Source organism: Glaciecola sp. MF2-115, from assembly GCF_047250385.1.
In the GTDB taxonomy this organism is placed as follows: domain Bacteria; phylum Pseudomonadota; class Gammaproteobacteria; order Enterobacterales; family Alteromonadaceae; genus Glaciecola.
In genome coordinates this window covers 468,321-488,120 of the sequence record NZ_JBLBVM010000056.1, presented here as the reverse complement: position 1 = coordinate 488,120, position 19,800 = coordinate 468,321, and the positions used below count along the sequence as shown (strand labels likewise).

The following is a 19,800-nucleotide window of genomic DNA, read 5'->3' as shown; positions in this document are numbered from 1 at the left end:
TACTTTAATATTGAGCGTTACCTGGTGTTCTTGGGAAAGGTATTACGTCGCGCACGTTCTGCATGCCCGTAACATACGCTACTAAGCGCTCGAAACCCAATCCAAAACCAGCGTGTGGTACTGTGCCGAAGCGACGCAGATCACGATACCAAGAATAATCTTCTTGATTCAGACCCATCTCTTCCAGGCGACGGTCGAATACGTCAAGGCGCTCTTCACGTTGTGAACCACCAATGATTTCTCCGATACCTGGTGCAAGTACGTCCATTGCAGCAACCGTTTTATTGTCGTCGTTAATACGCATATAAAACGCTTTAATATCTTTCGGATAGTTTTGCATGATAATTGGCGCACCAACATGTTCTTCCGCAAGATAACGTTCATGCTCAGACGATAAATCAACACCCCATTCAACAGGGAATTCGAAAGTTTTACCGCTGTTTTTCAAAATTTCGATAGCGTCGGAATAGTCCATACGAACGAATTCTGAATTCACCACGTTTTCTAGGCGACTGATGGCTTCTTTGTTAACACGCTGCGCAAAGAAAGCCATGTCATCTGGACGTTCTTCCAAAACGGCTTTGAAGACATATTTCAGCAAGTCTTCAGCGAGTTGTGCAACTGTCGCTAAGTCAGCAAAGGCAACTTCAGGTTCAATCATCCAAAATTCAGCAAGGTGACGACTAGTATTTGAATTTTCAGCTCTAAATGTCGGCCCGAAAGTATACACTTTTGACATCGCAGTACAGTAAGTTTCTACGTTCAACTGACCTGATACCGTTAAGAATGTTTCTTTACCAAAAAAGTCTTCTTTATAGTCAACATTGCCTTTGTCATCACGCGGGATATTCATCATATCAAGTGTTGATACGCGGAACATCTCACCGGCACCTTCAGTGTCAGACGCCGTTAAAATTGGCGTACTGATCCAAAAGTAACCCTGCTCATGAAAAAAGCGATGCACAGCTTGGGATAAACAGTTTCGAACACGTGTGACTGCACCGATGATATTTGTGCGAGGGCGTAAATGTGCATGTTCTCTCAAATATTCGATACTGTGACGCTTGGCAGCCATCGGGTATGTGTCAGGGTTCTCTACCCAGCCCACCACTTCAATTGACTGAGCATCAATTTCAATACTCTGGCCTTGGCCTTGAGACTGTTTTACGGTTCCAACCACTGACACAGAACAACTAGTTGTTAGACGTGTAATTTCGTCATAATTTTCTAGAGTATTTAGTGCGATCACCTGAATAGGGTCAAAGCAGCTACCATCGTGCACATTGATAAAAGAAAGTCCGGCTTTAGAATCACGACGGGTTCTTACCCAACCTTTAATTGTCACAGTGTCATCGACACCATATTTGCCAGCCAAAACGTCGGCGACTGGTGCATATGTCATATTTTTCTCCATGGGGAATGACTGGATTTCACTAATACGCTAATTGTTGCTAAAACAACCGACTTTGCGTTAAAACTTGTATAAAAAAAACACTAGTGTCAAAGTAAGTAAAGTTGTACGCAAATTGCGCGATATTAGAGAGTTCTCATTTAGTTCTCAATATAGCCGTTAAGTATACTTAACTATGCGACGGATAACAGTAGGCAAATTGGATTATGCGGGATATTAATAAAAAAAATCAGGCTGGAAGAGAAGGTGGGGCAGAACCATTAGGATTTGTTGATCGCCGACAAACGCCAGCAAGTAAAGAACCGCTTTTTCGTGTGATGGTAATTCTTAATGTAACCGCATGGATTACACTATTGGGCGCGCTCATACTTTTTCATTATGCACGCCCCGAATTTATTAGTGGGGTGCAGAAGTTTTGGGGTGTTGAGGGTCGTATATATTGGTCAGAAGAGCACGTGAAAAGTCTACTTGCCACCTTACAAGTTTGTTTAGGCTTGAGTTTAGTCTCTATGATATTGCGCCTCCGCCGAAATAGAAGGAAGACAGATAGCTTTGGTGTAAATCTGTTTATTCTTGCCGCAATTACTGTCATTAGTTTAGTGACAATATATACAACTATGACTTAAACGATTTTTCGCCTGCCATATTCACAGCTGCCAAATTCATGTCTGCAATATTCACGTCTACCATATTGACGTCTTCGATGTTCACGTCTAAACAGTGCACATCTAAAATTAAGGCTTACTTTTATTCGTTGAGCCTTTTACTTCGTTAATCAACCATAAGACTTTCCAATAGAAAAACCGGCCCTGTATGTAAATTGCGACAGTTGGTTTTTCTAGTATAAGCTATTGAAAATATTGTAATTAAAATGGCTAGAGTAAGAGTACTTGCACGCTGTTTGAAATAGTGTTTCTAATTCGCTTCATAATTCGCATCTAAATATTCAATGCATATTTTAAGTGCATGATTTAACACACTTAAAAATATTGGCTTGTATCTTGTATAGCTTAAAGTAGCTATTCAAATAACAAATAAAAAAGCGTCATAGCGCTAACATAGGATACAAACCATGGCTGATTTTAAAAAACTAATGAAAGTTGCGTTAACAATAATGTTAGTTCAAGGCATGTTGGCCTTAATTATTTCTTCTGCTGCAAACGCTCAAGAAAGTCTTTTAAGCACTCTCGATAACGACCTAGACGGGCTTATATCCTTGCGTGAGGCTGTGGGGCACAAAACCTTACTAGAGAATTTTAATAAAATAGACAGCAATGACGACGGCTATATTAGCTTAGAAGAATTAAGAGATAGCCAAATTACAAAAGGCTAGACTCTTGTCGCATCGTGTAGGCTTTATCTATGGCTCAATACAAGGATGAGTGAGCCTCTTTCATTCTGTTATCAATCTGCAACTATTGATGCATGCTTCATGCTATGTAATGCTGTGTGAAATTATCTTGAAAATACTTCGTCACGTGCAGATACGTTCTCTCAAGCAACTTATACTCGGCAGCTTTATTGTTGCTCTTGTGCCTTTGTTCACATTGCTGTGGCAAAGCCAAAGTGATTTAGCCCAACTGAATGATAATACGGTTAAAGAAACTCAATTCTTTGTCAGCACTGCTGGTACTATCCGTAACTTAGAAAGTATTGCACTTGATATTGAAAGGTTACTACGCCAACACTTTATCCTGCCCAATGCAACGCTGAAACAATTAAACGACGATACTCTCACCTTATTCCAAGAGCGCTTAGACCCATTCTGTCAAAAATTAAAAAGCTCTGATCCCTGTGGTCAGTTGCATCGCCAGCTAATACAGCTTGGCAATTACAGTTCAATGACTGACAAATTAGTGCTTGATGCTCATTTAGCGTCATTTCGAGTTGCGGTTGAAACCTTAAGTGATGACGTGAACGAGATCGTCAATGAACGTGTTTCAATGCAACAAGACTACCTATCCGAAATGCAGCAGAAGCAGGCCTGGTCAACCGCTATATTAGCTATCTTGTCGCTCATACTTATCATCTTTGCGACAAAATTGATTGTTAAGCCAGTAAGTAAGTTAAAAAGTATTATTGGTGCTATTGCTGAGAATCAAAATGAACTCCCCGCAAAATCCTCTTCGGGGCCAAGAGAATTAATAGCAGTAGAGAAAGATTTGTTTGCATTACATCGCCGTATTCAGCAACTTGAAAAAGTAAGAACAGCATTGTTAAGGCATGCATCTCACGAGCTAAAAACGCCACTTGCAAGCTTCAAAGAAGGTTGTGCTCTGTTAGCTGAAGAAATGGTTGGCTCTTTGAGTGAACCGCAGAAAGAAGTTGTCACGTTGCTGCAAGCTTCAACCACAAGATTAAATCTGTTGATTGAAAAGCTACTTGATTACAATGCCTTACTGCAACAAGCCGAACCTTCGATAGAAGACGTAGACAGTGCTATAATTATACAAGAGTGTTTGACTCAAAACGGCTTAGCGCTGAAGCAGTCTGGCTGTGTCATTGAGCTACATTTAAGTGAAGAAGCTAAAATAATCTCAAGTGATGCTGAATTATTTAGGCGCATATTGGACAACCTAATTTCCAATGCAATAGCCCACGGTGCTTTACATACCAAGATTTACATAAATATGTCGCTTGATGCCAATAATGTCATTCTCGATGTTGCAAATCATGGTAATCAAATTTCAGCTGATGCACGAGCGACTATTTTTGAGCCCTTCAAACGAGGCGATTATATGCGGAATGATAAAGTCATTGGTGCAGGACTAGGATTATCGATAGTCGCAGATTGTGCTCGTCTGCTAGGTGGCAATGCCACTATTGTTGACGTCGATTATGCTGAAGTTTGTTTTAGAATTAGATTACCTAAAAAGGATCTTTCGTGAAAATTCTCTTTGTGCTGTTAGTTATGCTATCTCTCTCGGGCTGTGAGTTATTAAAGCCTCTAAAAAGTGAGCCAAGCGAGGTCGTTGATATAATGACGAGCAAATACTGTGAAAGCGCAGAAACAATCGAGCGTTTTAGTGACTACTGCGAACTCGACACTTGGGCGGACAAACTTATTCTAGCTTCAACTATTTCATGGCCAGAAAGAAGTGAGTTGATTGATGCCCTGGGTCAGGATCCTCAATCCATTTTAGAGAAAGTGTTATTAAGCCAAGGGGAGGACACACCATATCGAAATCGCCTACGTGCTCAAAAGTGGATAGAAGAGTTGCAGACGATGACTGATAAATCAATGACCCAAGTTCTCGATATATTAATATTCCAACCAAGCCAACAGCTATTGGAGATGGAGTCTGCGATTACTATTCTAAGTAAGGTGAATGGACGCCAAGAAAAAACGATTACGGCACAAGAAATACAAATTGCTGAAAAAAATAAAGAGATAGAAGATCAACGCAAACAGGTTGAACAATTACTCGACATTGAAGCGTCGATGGTGAATCAGAATAGGATTGATAATAAATGATCACAAGCACTGCAGAAATCCCAAACTCGAACACTAGCCAAGTTAAAAACAAACCACGTTTGTTATTAGTCGAAGATGACGAAAACCTATTGCGTCTCTTAACCATTCGACTTCAAGGCGAAGGTTATGAGGTGACTTTTTCTGAAAATGCGACAAAAGCTTTGCGCATGATGTTTAACAATAAGTTTGATGTAGTCTTAAGCGATATTCGTATGCCAGGCTTAGATGGTTTGAGTTTTTTCGATGAAATTATTCATCGTTATCCTAATCTTCCAGTTGTACTTATGACGGCGCACGGCACAATTAAAGATGCGGTAGCGGCGACACAAAAAGGCGTGTTCGGCTTTTTAACGAAACCCATCGATCATGATGAACTAAGAAAAGTCTTATCAAGAGCAACACAAAAAAATACGACTAGTGACATTGGCGACTGGTGCAAAGATATTGTTACTCGTGCACCTGAAATGCTGAAATTGCTGCATCAAGCTCACCGCATTGCCGGTAAGAATGTGAGCGTGCTGATAAATGGGGCAAGTGGCACAGGTAAAGAGCTTCTTGCAAAAGCGATTCACAAAGCAAGCGAACGTGCTGATAAGCCCTTTGTTGCAATCAATTGTGGCGCTTTACCAGAAAACTTACTTGAGTCAGAGTTATTTGGACATACGAAAGGCGCATTTACTGGGGCAGTGCAGTCGTCCACCGGTTTATTTAGAGAAGCGCATGGTGGTACATTATTTTTGGATGAGATAGGTGATATGCCTACTTCCTTGCAGGTTAAACTGCTTCGTGCAATTCAAGAGCGCACGGTTAGGCCTGTCGGTAGCGCTAGCAACATCGATATTGATGTTAGGATTATTTCCGCCACACACAAAGATTTGCAACATGAAATGGAAGAGAATCGCTTCAGAGAAGATCTCTACTATCGATTAAATGTAGTGAACTTACGCATACCCTCACTCAAAGAGCGCTTTGAAGATATTCCACTGTTAACCGACTACCTGCTGAAGCAAAGTGCTGAAAGGCATGGAGTGAAAGTAACGCGTTTTGCTACTGATGCCCTGAATCGCCTGGTGACGAGTGATTGGCCTGGCAACGTTCGTCAATTAGTGAATGTAGTCGAGCAGTGTGTTGCGCTAACACATACGCCCGTTATTCCTCTTAGCTTAGTGGAACAAGCTTTATCTGAACTTTCTCAGAATTGGCCAACGCTTACGGAAGCAAGAGATTCATTTGAACACCAATACTTGAGTCGTTTACTACAATTAGCAGATGGTAACGTTACACGTGCTTCAGACTTAGCGGGTCGAAATAGAACCGACATGCATAAGTTGCTTAAAAAGCATGGTCTAAACGCTGCCGATTTTCGTGGTAATAAAGATTAAGTAACGAGTCCCTAAATAATTAAAGGGACTCAATTATGCTTCTAATTTGGATACAAGCTTTCAATCGCACAGCTTATCGCGCTTGTTAATTTACTTAACTGCTTAGCCTCAATGATATAAGGCGGCATGATGTATATTAGCTTTCCAAATGGGCGGATCCAAACACCTTGTTCGACAAATGTTTTTTGAATCTGAGCTACATTTACTGGCTGCTTCATTTCAACAACACCAATTGCACCAAGCACCCTAACATCCGCCACGGATTTGAATTTGCGCAAAGGCAATAACTCGTCTTGAAGTTGTTTTTCTATCTGCGGAATTTGATGCTCCCAATTCCCTTCAAGAATGAGATCAATGCTGGCATTAGCCACAGCACAAGCCAGTGGATTTCCCATATAAGTTGGACCATGCATAAACACGCCTGGCTCACCGACGCATGTTCCCTCAGCCACTTCATCAGTGCAAATAGTGGCCGCCATAGTTAAGTAGCCACCTGTTAGTGCCTTACCTAAACATAATATATCTGGGCTAATTTGAGCATGTTCACACGCAAAGAGTTTGCCTGTTCGACCGAAACCAGTGGCAATTTCGTCGCAAATAAGCAAGACATTGAATTCGTCGCATAGCTGACGACAAGCTTTGACGTACTCTGGGTGATAAAGTCGCATACCGCCCGCACCTTGCACGACTGGCTCAAGAATCAGGGCTGCTATTTCGTGATGGTGCTTTTCAAGGATATCGCGCATGGGCAATATATCATCAGCATTCCATGTTTGATTAAAATGAGTTTGCGGAGCAGGTGCGAAAAAATGTTCAATTAAGCTTTTTTGAAACAAGCTATGCATACCGTTGACAGGATCACAAACAGACATCGCCGCAAAAGTATCGCCGTGATAACCATTCCGTGGTGCTACTAATTTAGATTTTTGCGAACGTCCTTGGCAAGCCCAGTATTGCAATGCCATTTTGATGGCAACTTCAACGGATACTGATCCTGAATCCGCTAAAAATACACGATTCAAACCATCTGGTGTGATTTCAACGAGTTTACGACATAAATCGATAGCAGGCTGATGAGTAATACCGCCAAACATAACATGTGAAAATGTATCAATTTGCGTATGAGCCGCCTGATTTAATACTGGATTATTATAGCCATGAACTGCCGCCCACCAAGAAGACATACCATCGACTAAAATTTCACCACTCGCTAAAGTCAATTCTACACCTTTGGCTGCGACTACCTCGTAGCAAGGGAGTGGGTTAGTTGCAGAAGTGTAGGGGTGCCATATATGGCGTTTGTCAAATTCAATATTGTTCAAAGTTTAACCTGCTGTACAGTTTTTGGTTTTTGTAAAGTTGACAAGTTTGTCGGGGGGCATAGACTAGTGGACATAATAAGAATAGTAAACCCTATATGCATGATAATACGCTATAGAACCAATAAGGGAAATATCCACACATGAATACTTCTGTGCCTTCAGCAGCCGCGCTACATAATGAATTTGAACCCAGACATGACTGGACTATTCCTGAAGTAAATGCGCTCTATGCAATGCCATTTAATGATTTACTTTTTAAGGCTCAAATGGTTCATCGCGCACATTTTGACCCAAATTATGTGCAAGTCAGCACACTATTGTCAATTAAGACAGGCGCTTGCCCAGAGGATTGCAAATACTGCCCTCAAAGTGCGAGATACGATACCGGCCTTGAAAAAGAACGTTTGATGGAAATAAACAAAGTGATTGAGCGAGCGAAGGAAGCGAAACAGGCTGGCTCAACGCGCTTTTGTATGGGCGCAGCTTGGCGCAATCCGAAAGAACGTGACATGCCGTATGTTACCGATATGGTGCGTGAGGTGAAAAAGTTAGGTTTAGAGACATGCATGACCCTAGGCATGCTAACTCGTGATCAAGCTATTGCTTTAAAACGAGCCGGTTTAGATTATTACAATCACAACTTGGATACGTCGCCTGAGTTTTATGGAGACATCATTACAACAAGAACTTATCAAGACCGTTTAGAAACCCTTGATAATGTGCGTGAAGCTGGCATGCATGTATGTTCTGGCGGCATTGTGGGCATGGGCGAAACAGGCGATGACCGTTCTAGCTTGCTAGTTCAACTTGCTAACCTAGATCACCACCCAGAAAGCGTGCCAATTAATATGTTGGTGAAAGTTGAAGGTACGCCGCTTGATTCAGTGAAAGATTTAGAGCCTTTCGAATTTATACGAACTATTGCTGTTGCGCGCATTATGATGCCGCAGTCATTCGTAAGATTATCAGCAGGTCGCGAATCAATGAATGAACAAATGCAGGCATTGTGCTTCATGGCTGGCGCGAACAGTATCTTCTATGGTTGCAAACTCTTAACCACTTCAAACCCTGAAACGCATGAAGATGTTATGTTGTTTAAAAAGTTAGGCATTAATTCGCAGCAAACCAAAGACTATTCAGATGAAGCGTTTGAAGCAGCGTTAACAGAAGAGATTGCGCAGAAGCAAAATGAGTCATTGTATGTTGATGCTTCTGCAACAACTAACTCGAGTAAAAAAGCAGAGAAATCGATAAGCTAATGCCTTTTGATTTTATTACAGCGGCACTTCAATCAAGAGCCGCTGAGTCTTTGCTTAGAAAACGTGTGGAAGTTACCAATAATATCCAAGCGATTATTGAGGTTTCTGGTAAGCACTACATAAACTTTTCAAGCAATGATTATTTAGGCTTAAGTCAACATCAAGACGTTTTGCAAAGTTTTGCGGAAGGGTTGAGCTTATATGGTGCTAGTAGCAGTGCATCTTCTGTGGTCACGGGTTACTCTCGTGAGCATAAATTGTTAGAAGAGGATATCTGCGAACATACAGGAATGGAGAATGCCTTGCTCTTTTCCAGCGGTTTTGCGGCTAATCAGGCGCTTTGCCAAGGGCTATTTCAGACATCCACTCCAACTAACAAGAAACAAACAGACTTAGCTCGCAATGTGATAGTTGATAAGTTAATGCATGCATCCTTTGTGGATAGCGCCATGCAGCTAAGTCCTGAGAAAGACAACACGGTATTTTCACGGTTCAAACATAACGATATGGCCCATTTAGCAAGCAAGCTTGTTCCCAATTCAGACACATTAATTGTGACGGAAGGGGTCTTCAGCATGGATGGCGACCAAGGCGATATTCAAGGAATTCAGTCTACCATAAGCGCTCAAAAGTCAAAGGCTTGGCTAATGGTGGATGATGCTCATGCCATTGGTTTTATTGGCAACAATGGGATGGGGAGTTGTGATTTCGCAAGTACTGAAAAAAATAAAAAGATAGATATTTTAATGGGTACCTTTGGCAAAGCGATTGGCACTCAAGGTGCGTTTTTAGCCGGAACGAATGACTTGATTGAATACATGGTGAATTTCTCAAAACACTATGTTTACAGTACTGCGATGCCCGCAGCCCAAGCGCGTGCGACTAGAACAAGCCTCCAGATTATGCGTCAAGGTGTCGAAAGAGCGGCATTGCTTGAAAATATTTCCTTGTTTAAGAAGCTCGCAATCGAAGCTGGCTTGCCAGTTCTAAATGTAGATGGCCCGATTCAAGGTATTATCATTGGTGATCCGCTGAAAGCCCTAGCGTTGAGTGAGCACCTTAAAAGTTTAGGCATTTGGGTAAACGCGATTAGAAGCCCGACAGTCCCAAAAAACACCGACCGATTACGCATTACTATAAGTGCAATGCATCAAGTCAAGGATATTGAAGCGCTTGTGGATGCTTTGCGTATCAGTATGAGTAATATCATGGGGAAAGACTTCTCTGAGCAATCCAATGAGAAGGGGCTTTAATAAATGAATCTATTATCGGAAGATGTGATTTTGCATGATGTTTTGCCGGCTGATACTGCCTCGTCTGCAGATTCAGATGTAGATTTCAATGAACATAAAAAAGACTCTGCCGACGTATTGAACACTCTAGAAGCAGGCTCTCGTTCGGCTAACAGCAACCACAAAACACTTAATGACACTCAAACACTCAATAAACATCAAGTAGCAGATCACTTTTCTGCTGCTTCAGCCAGCTACGACCAATATGCTCAAGTTCAAAAGCAAATTGCTGAAGTTAATTTAGAGCTGCTTCAACAGTCAAACTTATCCAATGCAAAACAAGCCGTGGATCTAGGTTGTGGTACTGGGATCCACACAAAATCACTCGCCGCTTTATCAGAGCGTTGTCTGGCGATTGATATTTCACATGGCATGTTAACGGCAGCAAGAGCGCTTAATTTAAATTCGAAAACTGCACAGGATAACGCGATTCAATACTGCAACGGCGATGCGGATAACCTGCCTCTTAGTTCAGGCTCTATCGATGTGCTACATTCTTCGATGGCACTGCAGTGGTGCTCTTCGCCAGAGAGTGCTACACACGAAATCGTTCGGGTATTATCAAATAATGCTTCGGCACAGCTCGCTATTATGTTGGATTCATCTTTGGGCGAGTTAAAGAACGCTTGGAAAACTATTGGCCTCGAGCCTAGAGTAAATGAGTTTTTTGGGAAAGAACAATGGCTAAATGCAACGCAAGAAGTCGTAAATAAACAGAGAAAAGTTGATTCAAAAACACAATTTACGATTGAACATCAAACTCGACGCTTTGTAGAGTACCACAAGAGTAGCTTACATATGCTTCGCGCATTAAAGAAAATTGGCGCCGCGACAAAAACTGAGGGTGAAACACATGAAGACATGCAACAGCGCAATCCCTTCAATTCATCTGAGCAAGAATGCACAAAGAGTACATCAAAGCCTATCAGTAAACATGAGCTCAAATTACTTGATAATGAGATGCGCAAGCAACTAGACGAAAATGCCAGCAAAAACGCTCATATAAACAATGAAAACCAGCTAACTAAAAATTTACCTTTAACTTATCAGATTTTATTTTTGAACATTCAAAAACACACTAGAAGTGAAGCAAAGTAAACAATGAAACGAATTTAATGAAAAATAATCAATGAAAAGCATATTTATTACCGGAACAGACACCGATGCTGGCAAAACTTATGTCAGTACTTTATTACTTAAAAGCATCAACGATGCCGGCTTTAAAACGATTGGGTTCAAGCCCATTGCCGCTGGCTGTGAACAAACGCCGACAGGCTTAAGAAACGACGACGCTTTGAAATTGCAATCGGCAGCAAACGTCAGCTTACCTTATGAACTGATCAATCCAATTGCTCTCGCTCCGCCCATTGCACCGCATATCGCAGCGGCTCAATTGGGAAATGAGATTGACATGAACTTAGTGCAAACAACCTTAAACGATCTTCAGAGCAAAGATGCTGATGTTTTGCTTGTTGAAGGGGCGGGTGGTTGGCGTTTACCTATTTCTATACCATTATCTATACCAAAGACTTTGAATAATAACGTGTCATCAAGTGACGGTGTGAGTGCCAACAAAGAAAAGGTGAAATACCTATCTGACTTTGTGGCCGACAATAAACTGCCTGTTATTTTGGTTGTTGGTATGAAGCTTGGCTGTTTAAACCATGCGGCCTTAACACTCGAGCAAATTAAGCGGGATAATTGTCACCTTATTGGCTGGATTGCGAATCAAGTCGATCCCAATATGCAATGCTATGCGCAAAACCTTGAGTCATTGCATGCACTCCTTGATGCGCCCTTTATTGGTGAAGTAAGGCACAACCAAAGCGATATTACATTGCTTGAAAAAGACTTTGAACGCTTGTTTTCATAGGGCATATTTGAGTGATACAAGAGAGAGAATATTCTGATTCGGCGCTTTAGCAACTTCCTAAATTTAACTATGCGTTGCCGCATACTTTCTTGGTGAGGATTACAGTAAGGCTTATCTAAAATTCAAATAAACCTTACTCAATAGCTTCTCTTTGGTCTTTGCTAGTGGGGCTTTTAGCTAGTACGACTTTGTCGCGGCCTGTGTTTTTACCTTCGTACAAGGCTTCATCGGCTCGTTTAAAACAAGAATTCAATGTGTCCCCTTCGGTAAATTCTGCAACACCTACAGTTACTGATACTTTATTACCAATGCTTTTTGATAAAGTGACTCTTAATTTATCGTTAATTTTTTTACCAAGAAGCTGCCCACCTTCAATGGGCGTGGCTGGCAGCAAAATTAAAAACTCTTCTCCCCCCCAACGTGCCACTTTGTCTTGCTCACGTAACACCTGTCGCATGAGTGTTGCGCCTTCGGACAATACTTGATCTCCAAACTCGTGACCTAGCGTATCATTCAGATGTTTAAATTTATCAAAGTCAATAATCAACAAACAAAAGGGGGTATTGTTTAGTTCAAATTGTACAATTGATTCCTCAATAAACTCCATCATTCCGCGGCGATTTGGTAAACCAGTTAACATGTCTTGGTGTGCTAAGAGCTCGAGTTTTTCATTCACTTTAGCTAACTCATCTGTGCGCTGAGAGACCTTTTCTTCCAATGAGTGACTAAAGTTTTGTAGCTCTAGGTTTCTCTGCTCTAGAGTTTCCGACAACAATTCATTTTGTACACCTGCCTCGATGAATCGAATATATGTTAGGTAATTTTGACAAAGCACAAAGGCAACTAAGCCAAAGCTGACCATCAATGTGGTGTCAATTAAATCTAAATGGAAGAGAATGTCATTGAGCACTAATGCAAACAAAAACACAGTGCCCAACATTAAGAGGCGAGCTCCATTGCGATGGTGACGGACGGCCTGAATGAGCCCCCAAAAAACATATGGCATGATGATAATTGAAAACCCTTGGAAATAGGGTAGCGATTGACTAAACACCGCTGGTGGACTCAATAGAACCAAAAAGGACGCCGCAATACAGACAACATAAATAAGCGCCATTACGGATTTTTTATAGTCTTTCGGAAATGTCATGTGAAAATAAGCGAGCAAAAGAGGTGTGGTGGCGTAAAATGTTAAAAAGCTAATCCGAGCACTGGTATAAAAGGACCAATCAGCCAACCGCGAAATAGCTAAAACTTGGCTAGTGCCAATTTCTCTGAGGCCCAGCATGAGACAAGTAATGGCGATAATAATAGGTAAAGGATCGACTGGACGTAAGGTAAATTGGATGAGGTTAAATAAAGCAACAATTAAAAAAAATCGCCAACAAAAAAGCGGCTCGTATTATCAGTTGATATTGCTCTTGCTGAATATTTTGAGGTTCTCCTATTCGAAGGTAGCGCCACATTCCGCTAGCGTAATAGTCGTAATTAGATACTTGAACAGTAACAGAAAAGCTCTCTGAATTTGGCTGGAATAGAACGATATTGGAATTGTAACCCGGTTCAGATGTTTCGGCTGTTTCACCGACTCGCCCACCTTCAGACATCAGTTTGTCATCAATATATAAACGATAGGCGGTACCTATTGTGGGAATTTTTAGAGACAAGTTAGCGTATTTTTTGTCGGTGCGCACATTTAGGTGATAAGTTGCGAAACCTTGAGAAGCGACTCCTTCGCCATTATCTGGAGACCTAGTCCACACTTTCGGTGCTATAATAAAGCTAGGTTCAAGTCCAGCTTCCGCTACTTCTGCTGGCGTCAGTAAGTTCTGCCAATAAAACTCCCAATTTCCTGCAAGAGGGATAGAGTTTATCGACGATAAATCTACCTCGCTTAAATCAAGCTCACCTTTTACCGCTTTCGGAGCTGACTTATCACTCAAGGCGCTCGACATCATTGTGGAGACATTGAATAGGATAATTAACAAAGCACCTACCAACAAAGTTGCTGACATTCTCGGAAGGGATTGTTTTATGCTCATGAACGGGCCTTTTTAATCGCTAATTTATCGTTGCATCGCATATTTTTATATTTAATCCTGAGTTTTGCAAACTTAAACTCAGTTGAGTTTTAGTATTTTCTTTAGTACTTCTAAGCAGACGAAGAATTGCTGACACTTATTTGTTTTGAGATTCAGCAAACTCTTTAAAACTATTCATAAATTTTAATGATTCCTTTTTAAAGGCGCCGGGCATTAAAATCATCATCAGTTTCATCATTAATTTATCGCTTTTAAATTCAGAGTGAGCAATCCATCGAGTGCTTGAATTATCTATTTCAATAAACTCATTCTTAACTTCATTCCACATGCCTTTGGTTTCGTAAGTTCCTTCGAATCTTACTGGTAATTCTCTAACAGTGACAGTTTCAATGAGCTCGCAACTACTCTTTCCATGGCTAACAACAAATTTTGATTGAGCACCAACATGCCTAGGCTCGCCACTCAAGTGCTCAAAACTGACTAGATTTGGCATCCATTCCTTTAAATTTTCAGAGTTATCAAATAAAGCAATCATTTCGTCTCTGGTAGCGTTTACCTCAACTTCAATTTGATATTTCAAAATAGTCTCTTTCTGGTTTGTAATAGATATTTAACAAAGCAACTGTACATTACATCAACGGACTAAGTAAGATAAATTGGACTATTTCAACTATACCTAATTAAAGTCGGCATATAATAAGCAAGTGCTTAAGTAATCAATGTAGCTGTCTTCTAATGACTTTTAGATAATGCTAAATCCATCATTTTGACTGTCAGAAAAATTTACATTTACTAATTTCGTATTTTGTTTTTTTTTATAACGTTATGATAATTATAGGGTTACCTGTTTGGCTTATATATTGCTTACACTAAGTTGTGTTTTATTATTCGTGAGAAGTACCTATGAAAATAACTAAAATAAAAAGCATTGTGTTCTCTGCAATGATTCTACTACTGTGTAATAGCGGTTCTGCAATGGCTACAATTATTACGCTAAACGACATCCCTTTAGATTTCAGGTCTCAAGTTTTACCCTCATACAATGAAGGGGGCTATAACATTGCCGCAAGCTGCACTAACTGCTCAAATGTTTTCAGCACAGTAGAGGCAAATGCTGGCTATGGTGCATCAACAGCCGCAGTTGGATGGGGAGCAGCAGGCCGTTTTTTAGAAACTTGGAATACAAGTGTTGTCTTTAGAGTGACAAATATTGCTGGAAATCTATTTCATTTTAAGAGTTTTAATATGGGATGGTTTGACAACGATACAAATAATGCAAATTGGAATATTCGTGCATTCGACAGTTTAGGTAATTTGGTTGCAAACGATAGCTATATTGGTAGAGGAGAGTTCAATTTCAACTACTTATATGTCTCGTCAATAGAGTTGCAAAACAACGGCGGGTTTTCATCTTTCGATAACTTAAATGTTGAAGTGTCAGAACCATCGATACTTGCATTTATGGGCTTAGGCATAATAGGCATTGCTTTTACTAAGCGTTACAAAAAATGAAAAATACTTAACGCAAAACAAAAAAAACCGTTTCAGCTGAAACGGTTTTTTGTTTTTGTCTGGTATGTAGAATATAGAAACACGCATCCTAATCCAATAATTATAAATAAACCGAGATATCACTTCCCGTTGAAATCAGTTTTCTATCTGTTCCAATAAATACAACGCCATCATGCTCGCCTATAAGTGTCAGTTTGCTTCCTTCACGGAATAAAGCACCGCCTTCTCGAATACCTATGACAGGCACGTCAGGATACAAAGTACAAAATTCAGCTAAACGTTGATCGCGTGTTTCACCATTATGATTTGGGGCTACATAGTCAGTGTAATGCGGGTTTATTTGCGCATTAATAAAACCAAAAGTTGTAAAGCTTTGTGGCTGAATAATAGGCATGTCATTTGAAGTTTTGATGCTCAAACCGCATAAGTTTGAACCTGCGCTCCACCCGATGTAAGGCATACCCTCATAAACACGTTGTTGAATTGGCTTCAGCAAGTCTTGTTTGTATATTTCATTAAGTAGGTTGAAAGTATTTCCACCTCCAACCAACACAGCTTGTGCGTTTTGAATCGCAAGTTTCGCATCAGCATGCTCATGAATGCCAGTAATAGAGAGCTCTGGGAGTGCTTCCTGTACTTTTGCAGTATAAGCATCCCAAGAAACCGTGACACCGGCATAAGGGATAAATAAAACTTCCGACACTCCGTTCAAGTGGTTTTTTATCATCTCTTTAGCATGCGTTAAGTATGGTTCATCGTTTTGTCGGGAGCTGCTAAGCATTAGAACTTTAGTCAGTTCGTGCATATTGAATAGATTCCTGCTGGGTAATTATGAATGGGGATGTTAACAAGTGAACGCTTGCTTAACAATAAAGACGCGGTTTTCAACTTCAAGCATGTATTATTTAGATGGGGTGCCTTCATATTGTTTGAAAGGTTTTGAACAGAGTTTTGGGGGCTGTTAGCTAAGTTAGACAATACAAGGTGCTATCGAATAAGTTTAGTAAGACTTTTTGTTACCAAATTTAAGGCTTTAAAAATAAGTTTTTATTTATAACAATCATGAACTCTGGCATCATTCGATATAGTAAAGTTTGTGGGCAAGCCTCACTGACTTCGCAGAGAATGCTACTTTCGTTTTAATCGCCTAAATTTGTTTAGTTGAAATATAGGAATATCCTAAGTGTCTGAAAATAAGCCAGTAACCTCCGTACTATTTGTGTGCTTAGGAAACATTTGTCGCTCGCCAACAGCCGAAGGCGTTTTTGCCCATAAAGCCAAGGATTTAGGCTTAAATTTCAAGATTGATTCAGCTGGCACAGCCGGTTATCACGACGGCGCGGCACCAGACAAGCGTTCTCAAGATGTTGCTAAAGCTCGTGGTTACAATTTATCGCGTTTAAAGTGCCGCAAAGTAACAGAACAAGATTTTCATGAATTCGATTACATTCTTGGTATGGATGCAGCTAATGTCCGAGATTTAAAACGTAAATGTCCTGAAGAGCACCATGCAAAAATACAACTGTTTTTAGATTATGCCAACGCCGAGTTTGATGAGGTGCCTGATCCATACTATGGCGGCAAGCGTGGTTTCGAGCTTGTTTTAGATCTTATTGAAGATGCTTCAGATGGTCTTTTAAAAAGCTTAACAAAGTAAGTGTATCAATGAGTCAGCGAAACGCTATTTATTGGGCTCTAGTCATATTTTTTTGCGCAGTTATCGCGTTTATTTTTGCCGGCGGTAATGACTGGCTAAGCTCAGATATTGAGCTGCATATCTTTCTTAATATCAGACTACCTGTGCTGTTAACAGCGATTGCTGTTGGTTCCGCTATAGCAATGAGCTCAGGAGCTCTGCAAATTCTTCTTCGAAATCCCTTAGCTGACCCAAGTATTATTGGCATTAGTGCTGGAGCAAGCTTAATGGCGGCGATTGTGTTGCTTACAGGTAGCTTCGCTTTGATGCCAAGTGCATTGAATTCAATGTCCTATTACATACTACCCTTAGCCTGTTTTTTTGGCGCCTTACTTAGTAGTTTCATTATTTATGCCTTGGCTAGAAAACTACAAGCCTCGATAAGTGCAGTTATCCTAGCTGGCATAGGTATTTCTACTATCGCAGGGGCCATCATTGGCTGGCTTTTCATTTACGCACCTCCGCAATCAATTAAGAACTTGAGTTTTTGGTTGATGGGAAGTTTACACAATACCAACTTCACCAGTTTAGCCTTTGCGGTGCCTATCATCGTAGTATCGATGGCCTTGTTACTAGTTCAAGCAAAGCGCCTTAATTGGCTGTATTTAGGCACTACGGCAGCGCAGTTAAAAGGCTTAGACCCGCTAAAGTTCGAACGTAGAATTCTAATATTAGCAGCATTGTTGGTAGGGACCAGCGTTTCAATTGCTGGCAGCATCGCGTTCATTGGTTTGTTAGTGCCACACTTTGTTAGACATATGGTAGGGCATGATAATCGGGTTGTATTGTCTGTTTCAGGACTCATGGGTGCGACATTACTGATATTGACAGCGCTACTCAATGAATGGCTGTTTGATATGATTGTGCCAGTATCTATGTTAACCGCGAGTATTGGTGGGCCGCTATTCATCTATAGTTTGTTAAAGCAACCTAGAGCACTAGCCGCGGCTGAACGCTAAGGTCGACTCAACGGCTTTCTGCCACAATGACAACAGCTTTTTGCGAATGCCTTTGTCGATGCTTGGTGTGAATCGCTTCTCTATTTTTTTATGTGAAGCAATATCGTCTAAACTTTTATACAAACCTAATTGTAAGCCTGCTAAATAAGCAGCTCCTATAGCCGTTGTTTCCATGTTGTAAGGGCGTTCAATGTCAACCTGTAGCATGTCCGATAAGAATTGGCACAGCCAATCGTTCTCAACCATGCCCCCATCAACTAATACTTTAGAAGAGGCAATACCGTCGCTTTCCATTGCTTGTTGCAGATCATAGGTTTGATAACAAACGGCTTCTAAGGCCGCGCGAGCGAAGTGAGCTTGTGATGTGTCTCGAGTCATGCCGTATAAACTTGCTCTGGCGTGCGGGTCCCAGTGCGGAGCACCTAAACCTGCAAATCCAGGTACTAAAAAAACACCATGATCATAATCAAGTGATTCAGCCAGTACTTTACTTTCTTTTGCGTTTTTAATAACGCCAATTCCATCGCGTAGCCACTGTATATTTGCACCAGCAGTAAATATTGAACCTTCCAGCGCGTATGTCGTTTTCCCATTCAATGTATAAGCAATGGTAGTTAATAGTTTGTGTTTCGACTTGAGCGCTTCACTGCCCGTGTTTAAAAGGGCAAAGCAACCAGTTCCATAAGTTGATTTCAAATCACCTTGGGCAAAACAGCACTGGCCGAATAAAGCAGCTTGTTGATCGCCTGCAACCCCAGCGATAGGCAATGAAGCGGAAAACATGCCTGCTTCAGTCATCCCAAAATCATCTGACGATTCCAATACCTGTGGTAAAACACTGGAGGGCACATCAAACAGCTCAAGTAACTCAGGGTCCCATTTCAAATCGTGAATGTTGAATAGATTTGTTCTCGAAGCATTGGTTGTATCGGTGACATGTTTTTTACCACCAGTTAAACGCCAAATTAGAAAGGTATCAATGGTACCAAAGGCAAGTTTGCCAGCATTTGCGAGCTCTCTTGCTCCTTCGACTTCATCTAGTAACCACTTAAGCTTAGAAGCCGAAAAGTAGGGATCTAGCAAAAGGCCGGTTTTCGCTGCTACTTTGCTTTCCTGATCTTTGATGCTGTTACAAAATTCGGCTGTGCGACGGTCCTGCCAAACGATGGCGTTATAAATGGGCTTTCCTGTTTCCTTATTCCAAACAACGCTAGTTTCACGTTGATTTGTGATGCCTATTCCAGCAACATCTACGCCTTTTTTCTTGGCCTCATGTAAGGCTGCTTTGCAGGTCTCGAGAGTGGTATGCCATATCTCTTCAGGATCATGTTCTACCCACGCATTGTTAGGATAAATTTGTGTAAATTCTTTTTGTGAAGACGCTACCTTTGTACCATCTAATGCAAAGACGATTGCTCGTGATGACGTTGTGCCTTGGTCTATCGACAAGATCCCTGATGATGCAGACATATGCTCTCGCTTTTGTTGTATTGTTGATGAAGCTCTTGTTTACAAAAAACTTGTTCAAGGTAAGCTGTGCTTTAGATTAAGCAGTTTCACACAAGCTTGCAAATGGA

The 19,800-nt window shown here is 41.0% G+C and carries 19 protein-coding genes; 12 read left to right on the top strand and 7 right to left on the bottom strand.

Features of this window, described 5'->3' with window-relative positions:
- Positions 1-4: 4 nt before the first annotated feature.
- Positions 5-1,402 (bottom strand): asparagine--tRNA ligase, encoded by a 1,398-nt coding sequence (asnS, locus tag ACKLNX_RS17345; protein ID WP_412973277.1) that lies wholly within the window; start codon positions 1,400-1,402, stop codon positions 5-7.
- 215 nt (positions 1,403-1,617) lie between these two features.
- On the opposite strand from asnS, the gene ACKLNX_RS17340 reads away from it, so the two are divergent.
- The 5 genes from ACKLNX_RS17340 to ACKLNX_RS17320 all read left to right on the top strand — a co-directional run bounded on the left by ACKLNX_RS17340 (position 1,618) and on the right by ACKLNX_RS17320 (position 6,268).
- Positions 1,618-2,037: a hypothetical protein gene (locus ACKLNX_RS17340; RefSeq protein WP_412973276.1), complete on the top strand. Its 420-nt coding sequence runs from the start codon at positions 1,618-1,620 to the stop codon at positions 2,035-2,037.
- Positions 2,038-2,483: 446 nt separating this feature from the next.
- Positions 2,484-2,744 carry a calcium-binding protein gene (locus tag ACKLNX_RS17335; protein WP_412973275.1) on the top strand — a complete coding sequence of 87 codons (261 nt, stop codon included), beginning with the start codon at positions 2,484-2,486 and terminating at the stop codon, positions 2,742-2,744.
- Between the two features lie 109 nt (positions 2,745-2,853).
- Positions 2,854-4,299: a sensor histidine kinase gene (locus tag ACKLNX_RS17330; protein WP_412973356.1), complete on the top strand. Its 1,446-nt coding sequence runs from the start codon at positions 2,854-2,856 to the stop codon at positions 4,297-4,299.
- Positions 4,296-4,886, top strand: a complete 591-nt coding sequence (locus ACKLNX_RS17325; RefSeq protein ID WP_412973274.1) for a hypothetical protein — start codon at positions 4,296-4,298, stop codon at positions 4,884-4,886. Before ACKLNX_RS17330 ends, ACKLNX_RS17325 begins: the two co-directional genes overlap by 4 nt.
- Positions 4,883-6,268, top strand: coding sequence for a sigma 54-interacting transcriptional regulator (locus ACKLNX_RS17320; RefSeq protein ID WP_412973273.1), 1,386 nt, complete (start codon positions 4,883-4,885; stop codon positions 6,266-6,268). The genes ACKLNX_RS17325 and ACKLNX_RS17320 overlap by 4 nt, the downstream gene beginning before the upstream one ends.
- A gap of 41 nt (positions 6,269-6,309) precedes the next feature.
- On the opposite strand, the gene bioA is transcribed toward ACKLNX_RS17320, so the two are convergent.
- Entirely contained in the window at positions 6,310-7,590 is a 1,281-nt protein-coding gene (bioA, locus tag ACKLNX_RS17315) for an adenosylmethionine--8-amino-7-oxononanoate transaminase (RefSeq protein ID WP_412973272.1), read from the bottom strand.
- 140 nt (positions 7,591-7,730) lie between these two features.
- Between bioA and bioB the strand changes: the two genes are divergently transcribed.
- From bioB to bioD, 4 genes are read left to right on the top strand one after another with little or no spacing between them, the layout of a single operon-like run.
- Entirely contained in the window at positions 7,731-8,849 is a 1,119-nt protein-coding gene (gene bioB, locus ACKLNX_RS17310; protein ID WP_412973271.1) for a biotin synthase BioB, read from the top strand.
- Positions 8,849-10,102 carry an aminotransferase class I/II-fold pyridoxal phosphate-dependent enzyme gene (locus tag ACKLNX_RS17305; protein WP_412973270.1) on the top strand — a complete coding sequence of 418 codons (1,254 nt, stop codon included), beginning with the start codon at positions 8,849-8,851 and terminating at the stop codon, positions 10,100-10,102. The genes bioB and ACKLNX_RS17305 overlap by 1 nt, the downstream gene beginning before the upstream one ends.
- Before the next feature lie 3 nt (positions 10,103-10,105).
- Positions 10,106-11,239, top strand: coding sequence for a methyltransferase domain-containing protein (locus ACKLNX_RS17300; RefSeq protein WP_412973269.1), 1,134 nt, complete (start codon positions 10,106-10,108; stop codon positions 11,237-11,239).
- 31 nt (positions 11,240-11,270) lie between these two features.
- Positions 11,271-12,014, top strand: a complete 744-nt coding sequence (gene bioD, locus ACKLNX_RS17295; protein WP_412973268.1) for a dethiobiotin synthase — start codon at positions 11,271-11,273, stop codon at positions 12,012-12,014.
- A 133-nt stretch (positions 12,015-12,147) separates the two neighbouring features.
- Here bioD and ACKLNX_RS17290 read toward each other — a convergent pair whose 3' ends face one another.
- The 3 genes from ACKLNX_RS17290 to ACKLNX_RS17280 form a co-directional block, all read right to left on the bottom strand.
- Positions 12,148-13,362, bottom strand: a complete 1,215-nt coding sequence (locus tag ACKLNX_RS17290; protein ID WP_412973355.1) for a diguanylate cyclase domain-containing protein — start codon at positions 13,360-13,362, stop codon at positions 12,148-12,150.
- 4 nt (positions 13,363-13,366) lie between these two features.
- A complete protein-coding gene (locus tag ACKLNX_RS17285) occupies positions 13,367-14,056 on the bottom strand; it encodes a hypothetical protein (protein WP_412973267.1) in 690 nt (229 codons plus the stop codon).
- Between the two features lie 136 nt (positions 14,057-14,192).
- Entirely contained in the window at positions 14,193-14,636 is a 444-nt protein-coding gene (locus tag ACKLNX_RS17280; protein ID WP_412973266.1) for an SRPBCC family protein, read from the bottom strand.
- 323 nt (positions 14,637-14,959) lie between these two features.
- On the opposite strand from ACKLNX_RS17280, the gene ACKLNX_RS17275 reads away from it, so the two are divergent.
- A complete protein-coding gene (locus tag ACKLNX_RS17275; protein WP_412973265.1) occupies positions 14,960-15,568 on the top strand; it encodes a PEP-CTERM sorting domain-containing protein in 609 nt (202 codons plus the stop codon).
- A gap of 100 nt (positions 15,569-15,668) precedes the next feature.
- Here ACKLNX_RS17275 and pepE read toward each other — a convergent pair whose 3' ends face one another.
- The gene (pepE, locus tag ACKLNX_RS17270) at positions 15,669-16,373 is read right to left on the bottom strand and encodes a dipeptidase PepE (protein WP_412973264.1); all 705 of its coding nucleotides are present in this window, start codon (positions 16,371-16,373) and stop codon (positions 15,669-15,671) included.
- 378 nt (positions 16,374-16,751) lie between these two features.
- Here pepE and ACKLNX_RS17265 point away from each other — a divergent pair, with 378 nt between their 5' ends.
- Both ACKLNX_RS17265 and ACKLNX_RS17260 read left to right on the top strand, forming a co-directional pair.
- Positions 16,752-17,225: a low molecular weight protein-tyrosine-phosphatase gene (locus tag ACKLNX_RS17265; protein WP_412973263.1), complete on the top strand. Its 474-nt coding sequence runs from the start codon at positions 16,752-16,754 to the stop codon at positions 17,223-17,225.
- An 8-nt stretch (positions 17,226-17,233) separates the two neighbouring features.
- The gene (locus ACKLNX_RS17260; RefSeq protein WP_412973262.1) at positions 17,234-18,223 is read left to right on the top strand and encodes a FecCD family ABC transporter permease; all 990 of its coding nucleotides are present in this window, start codon (positions 17,234-17,236) and stop codon (positions 18,221-18,223) included.
- Here the strand turns inward: ACKLNX_RS17260 and glpK are convergent.
- The gene (glpK, locus tag ACKLNX_RS17255) at positions 18,203-19,693 is read right to left on the bottom strand and encodes a glycerol kinase GlpK (protein WP_412973261.1); all 1,491 of its coding nucleotides are present in this window, start codon (positions 19,691-19,693) and stop codon (positions 18,203-18,205) included. The two genes, ACKLNX_RS17260 and glpK, sit on opposite strands and share 21 nt — an antisense overlap.
- Between the last annotated feature and the right edge of the window lie 107 nt (positions 19,694-19,800).

Excerpts from the sequence above, each read along its gene's own strand:
- asnS (WP_412973277.1), bottom strand. The coding sequence starts at position 1,402 with ATGACATATGCACCAGTCGCCGACGTTTTGGCTGGCAAATATGGTGTC.
- ACKLNX_RS17260 (WP_412973262.1), top strand. The coding sequence starts at position 17,234 with ATGAGTCAGCGAAACGCTATTTATTGGGCTCTAGTCATATTTTTTTGC.
- ACKLNX_RS17300 (WP_412973269.1), top strand. The coding sequence starts at position 10,106 with ATGAATCTATTATCGGAAGATGTGATTTTGCATGATGTTTTGCCGGCT.
- pepE (WP_412973264.1), bottom strand. The coding sequence starts at position 16,373 with ATGCACGAACTGACTAAAGTTCTAATGCTTAGCAGCTCCCGACAAAAC.
- ACKLNX_RS17275 (WP_412973265.1), top strand. The coding sequence starts at position 14,960 with ATGAAAATAACTAAAATAAAAAGCATTGTGTTCTCTGCAATGATTCTA.
- ACKLNX_RS17285 (WP_412973267.1), bottom strand. The coding sequence starts at position 14,056 with ATGAGCATAAAACAATCCCTTCCGAGAATGTCAGCAACTTTGTTGGTA.
- ACKLNX_RS17330 (WP_412973356.1), top strand. The coding sequence starts at position 2,854 with ATGCTGTGTGAAATTATCTTGAAAATACTTCGTCACGTGCAGATACGT.
- glpK (WP_412973261.1), bottom strand. The coding sequence starts at position 19,693 with ATGTCTGCATCATCAGGGATCTTGTCGATAGACCAAGGCACAACGTCA.
- ACKLNX_RS17305 (WP_412973270.1), top strand. The coding sequence starts at position 8,849 with ATGCCTTTTGATTTTATTACAGCGGCACTTCAATCAAGAGCCGCTGAG.
- ACKLNX_RS17340 (WP_412973276.1), top strand. The coding sequence starts at position 1,618 with ATGCGGGATATTAATAAAAAAAATCAGGCTGGAAGAGAAGGTGGGGCA.
- ACKLNX_RS17335 (WP_412973275.1), top strand. The coding sequence starts at position 2,484 with ATGGCTGATTTTAAAAAACTAATGAAAGTTGCGTTAACAATAATGTTA.
- ACKLNX_RS17320 (WP_412973273.1), top strand. The coding sequence starts at position 4,883 with ATGATCACAAGCACTGCAGAAATCCCAAACTCGAACACTAGCCAAGTT.
- bioD (WP_412973268.1), top strand. The coding sequence starts at position 11,271 with ATGAAAAGCATATTTATTACCGGAACAGACACCGATGCTGGCAAAACT.
- bioB (WP_412973271.1), top strand. The coding sequence starts at position 7,731 with ATGAATACTTCTGTGCCTTCAGCAGCCGCGCTACATAATGAATTTGAA.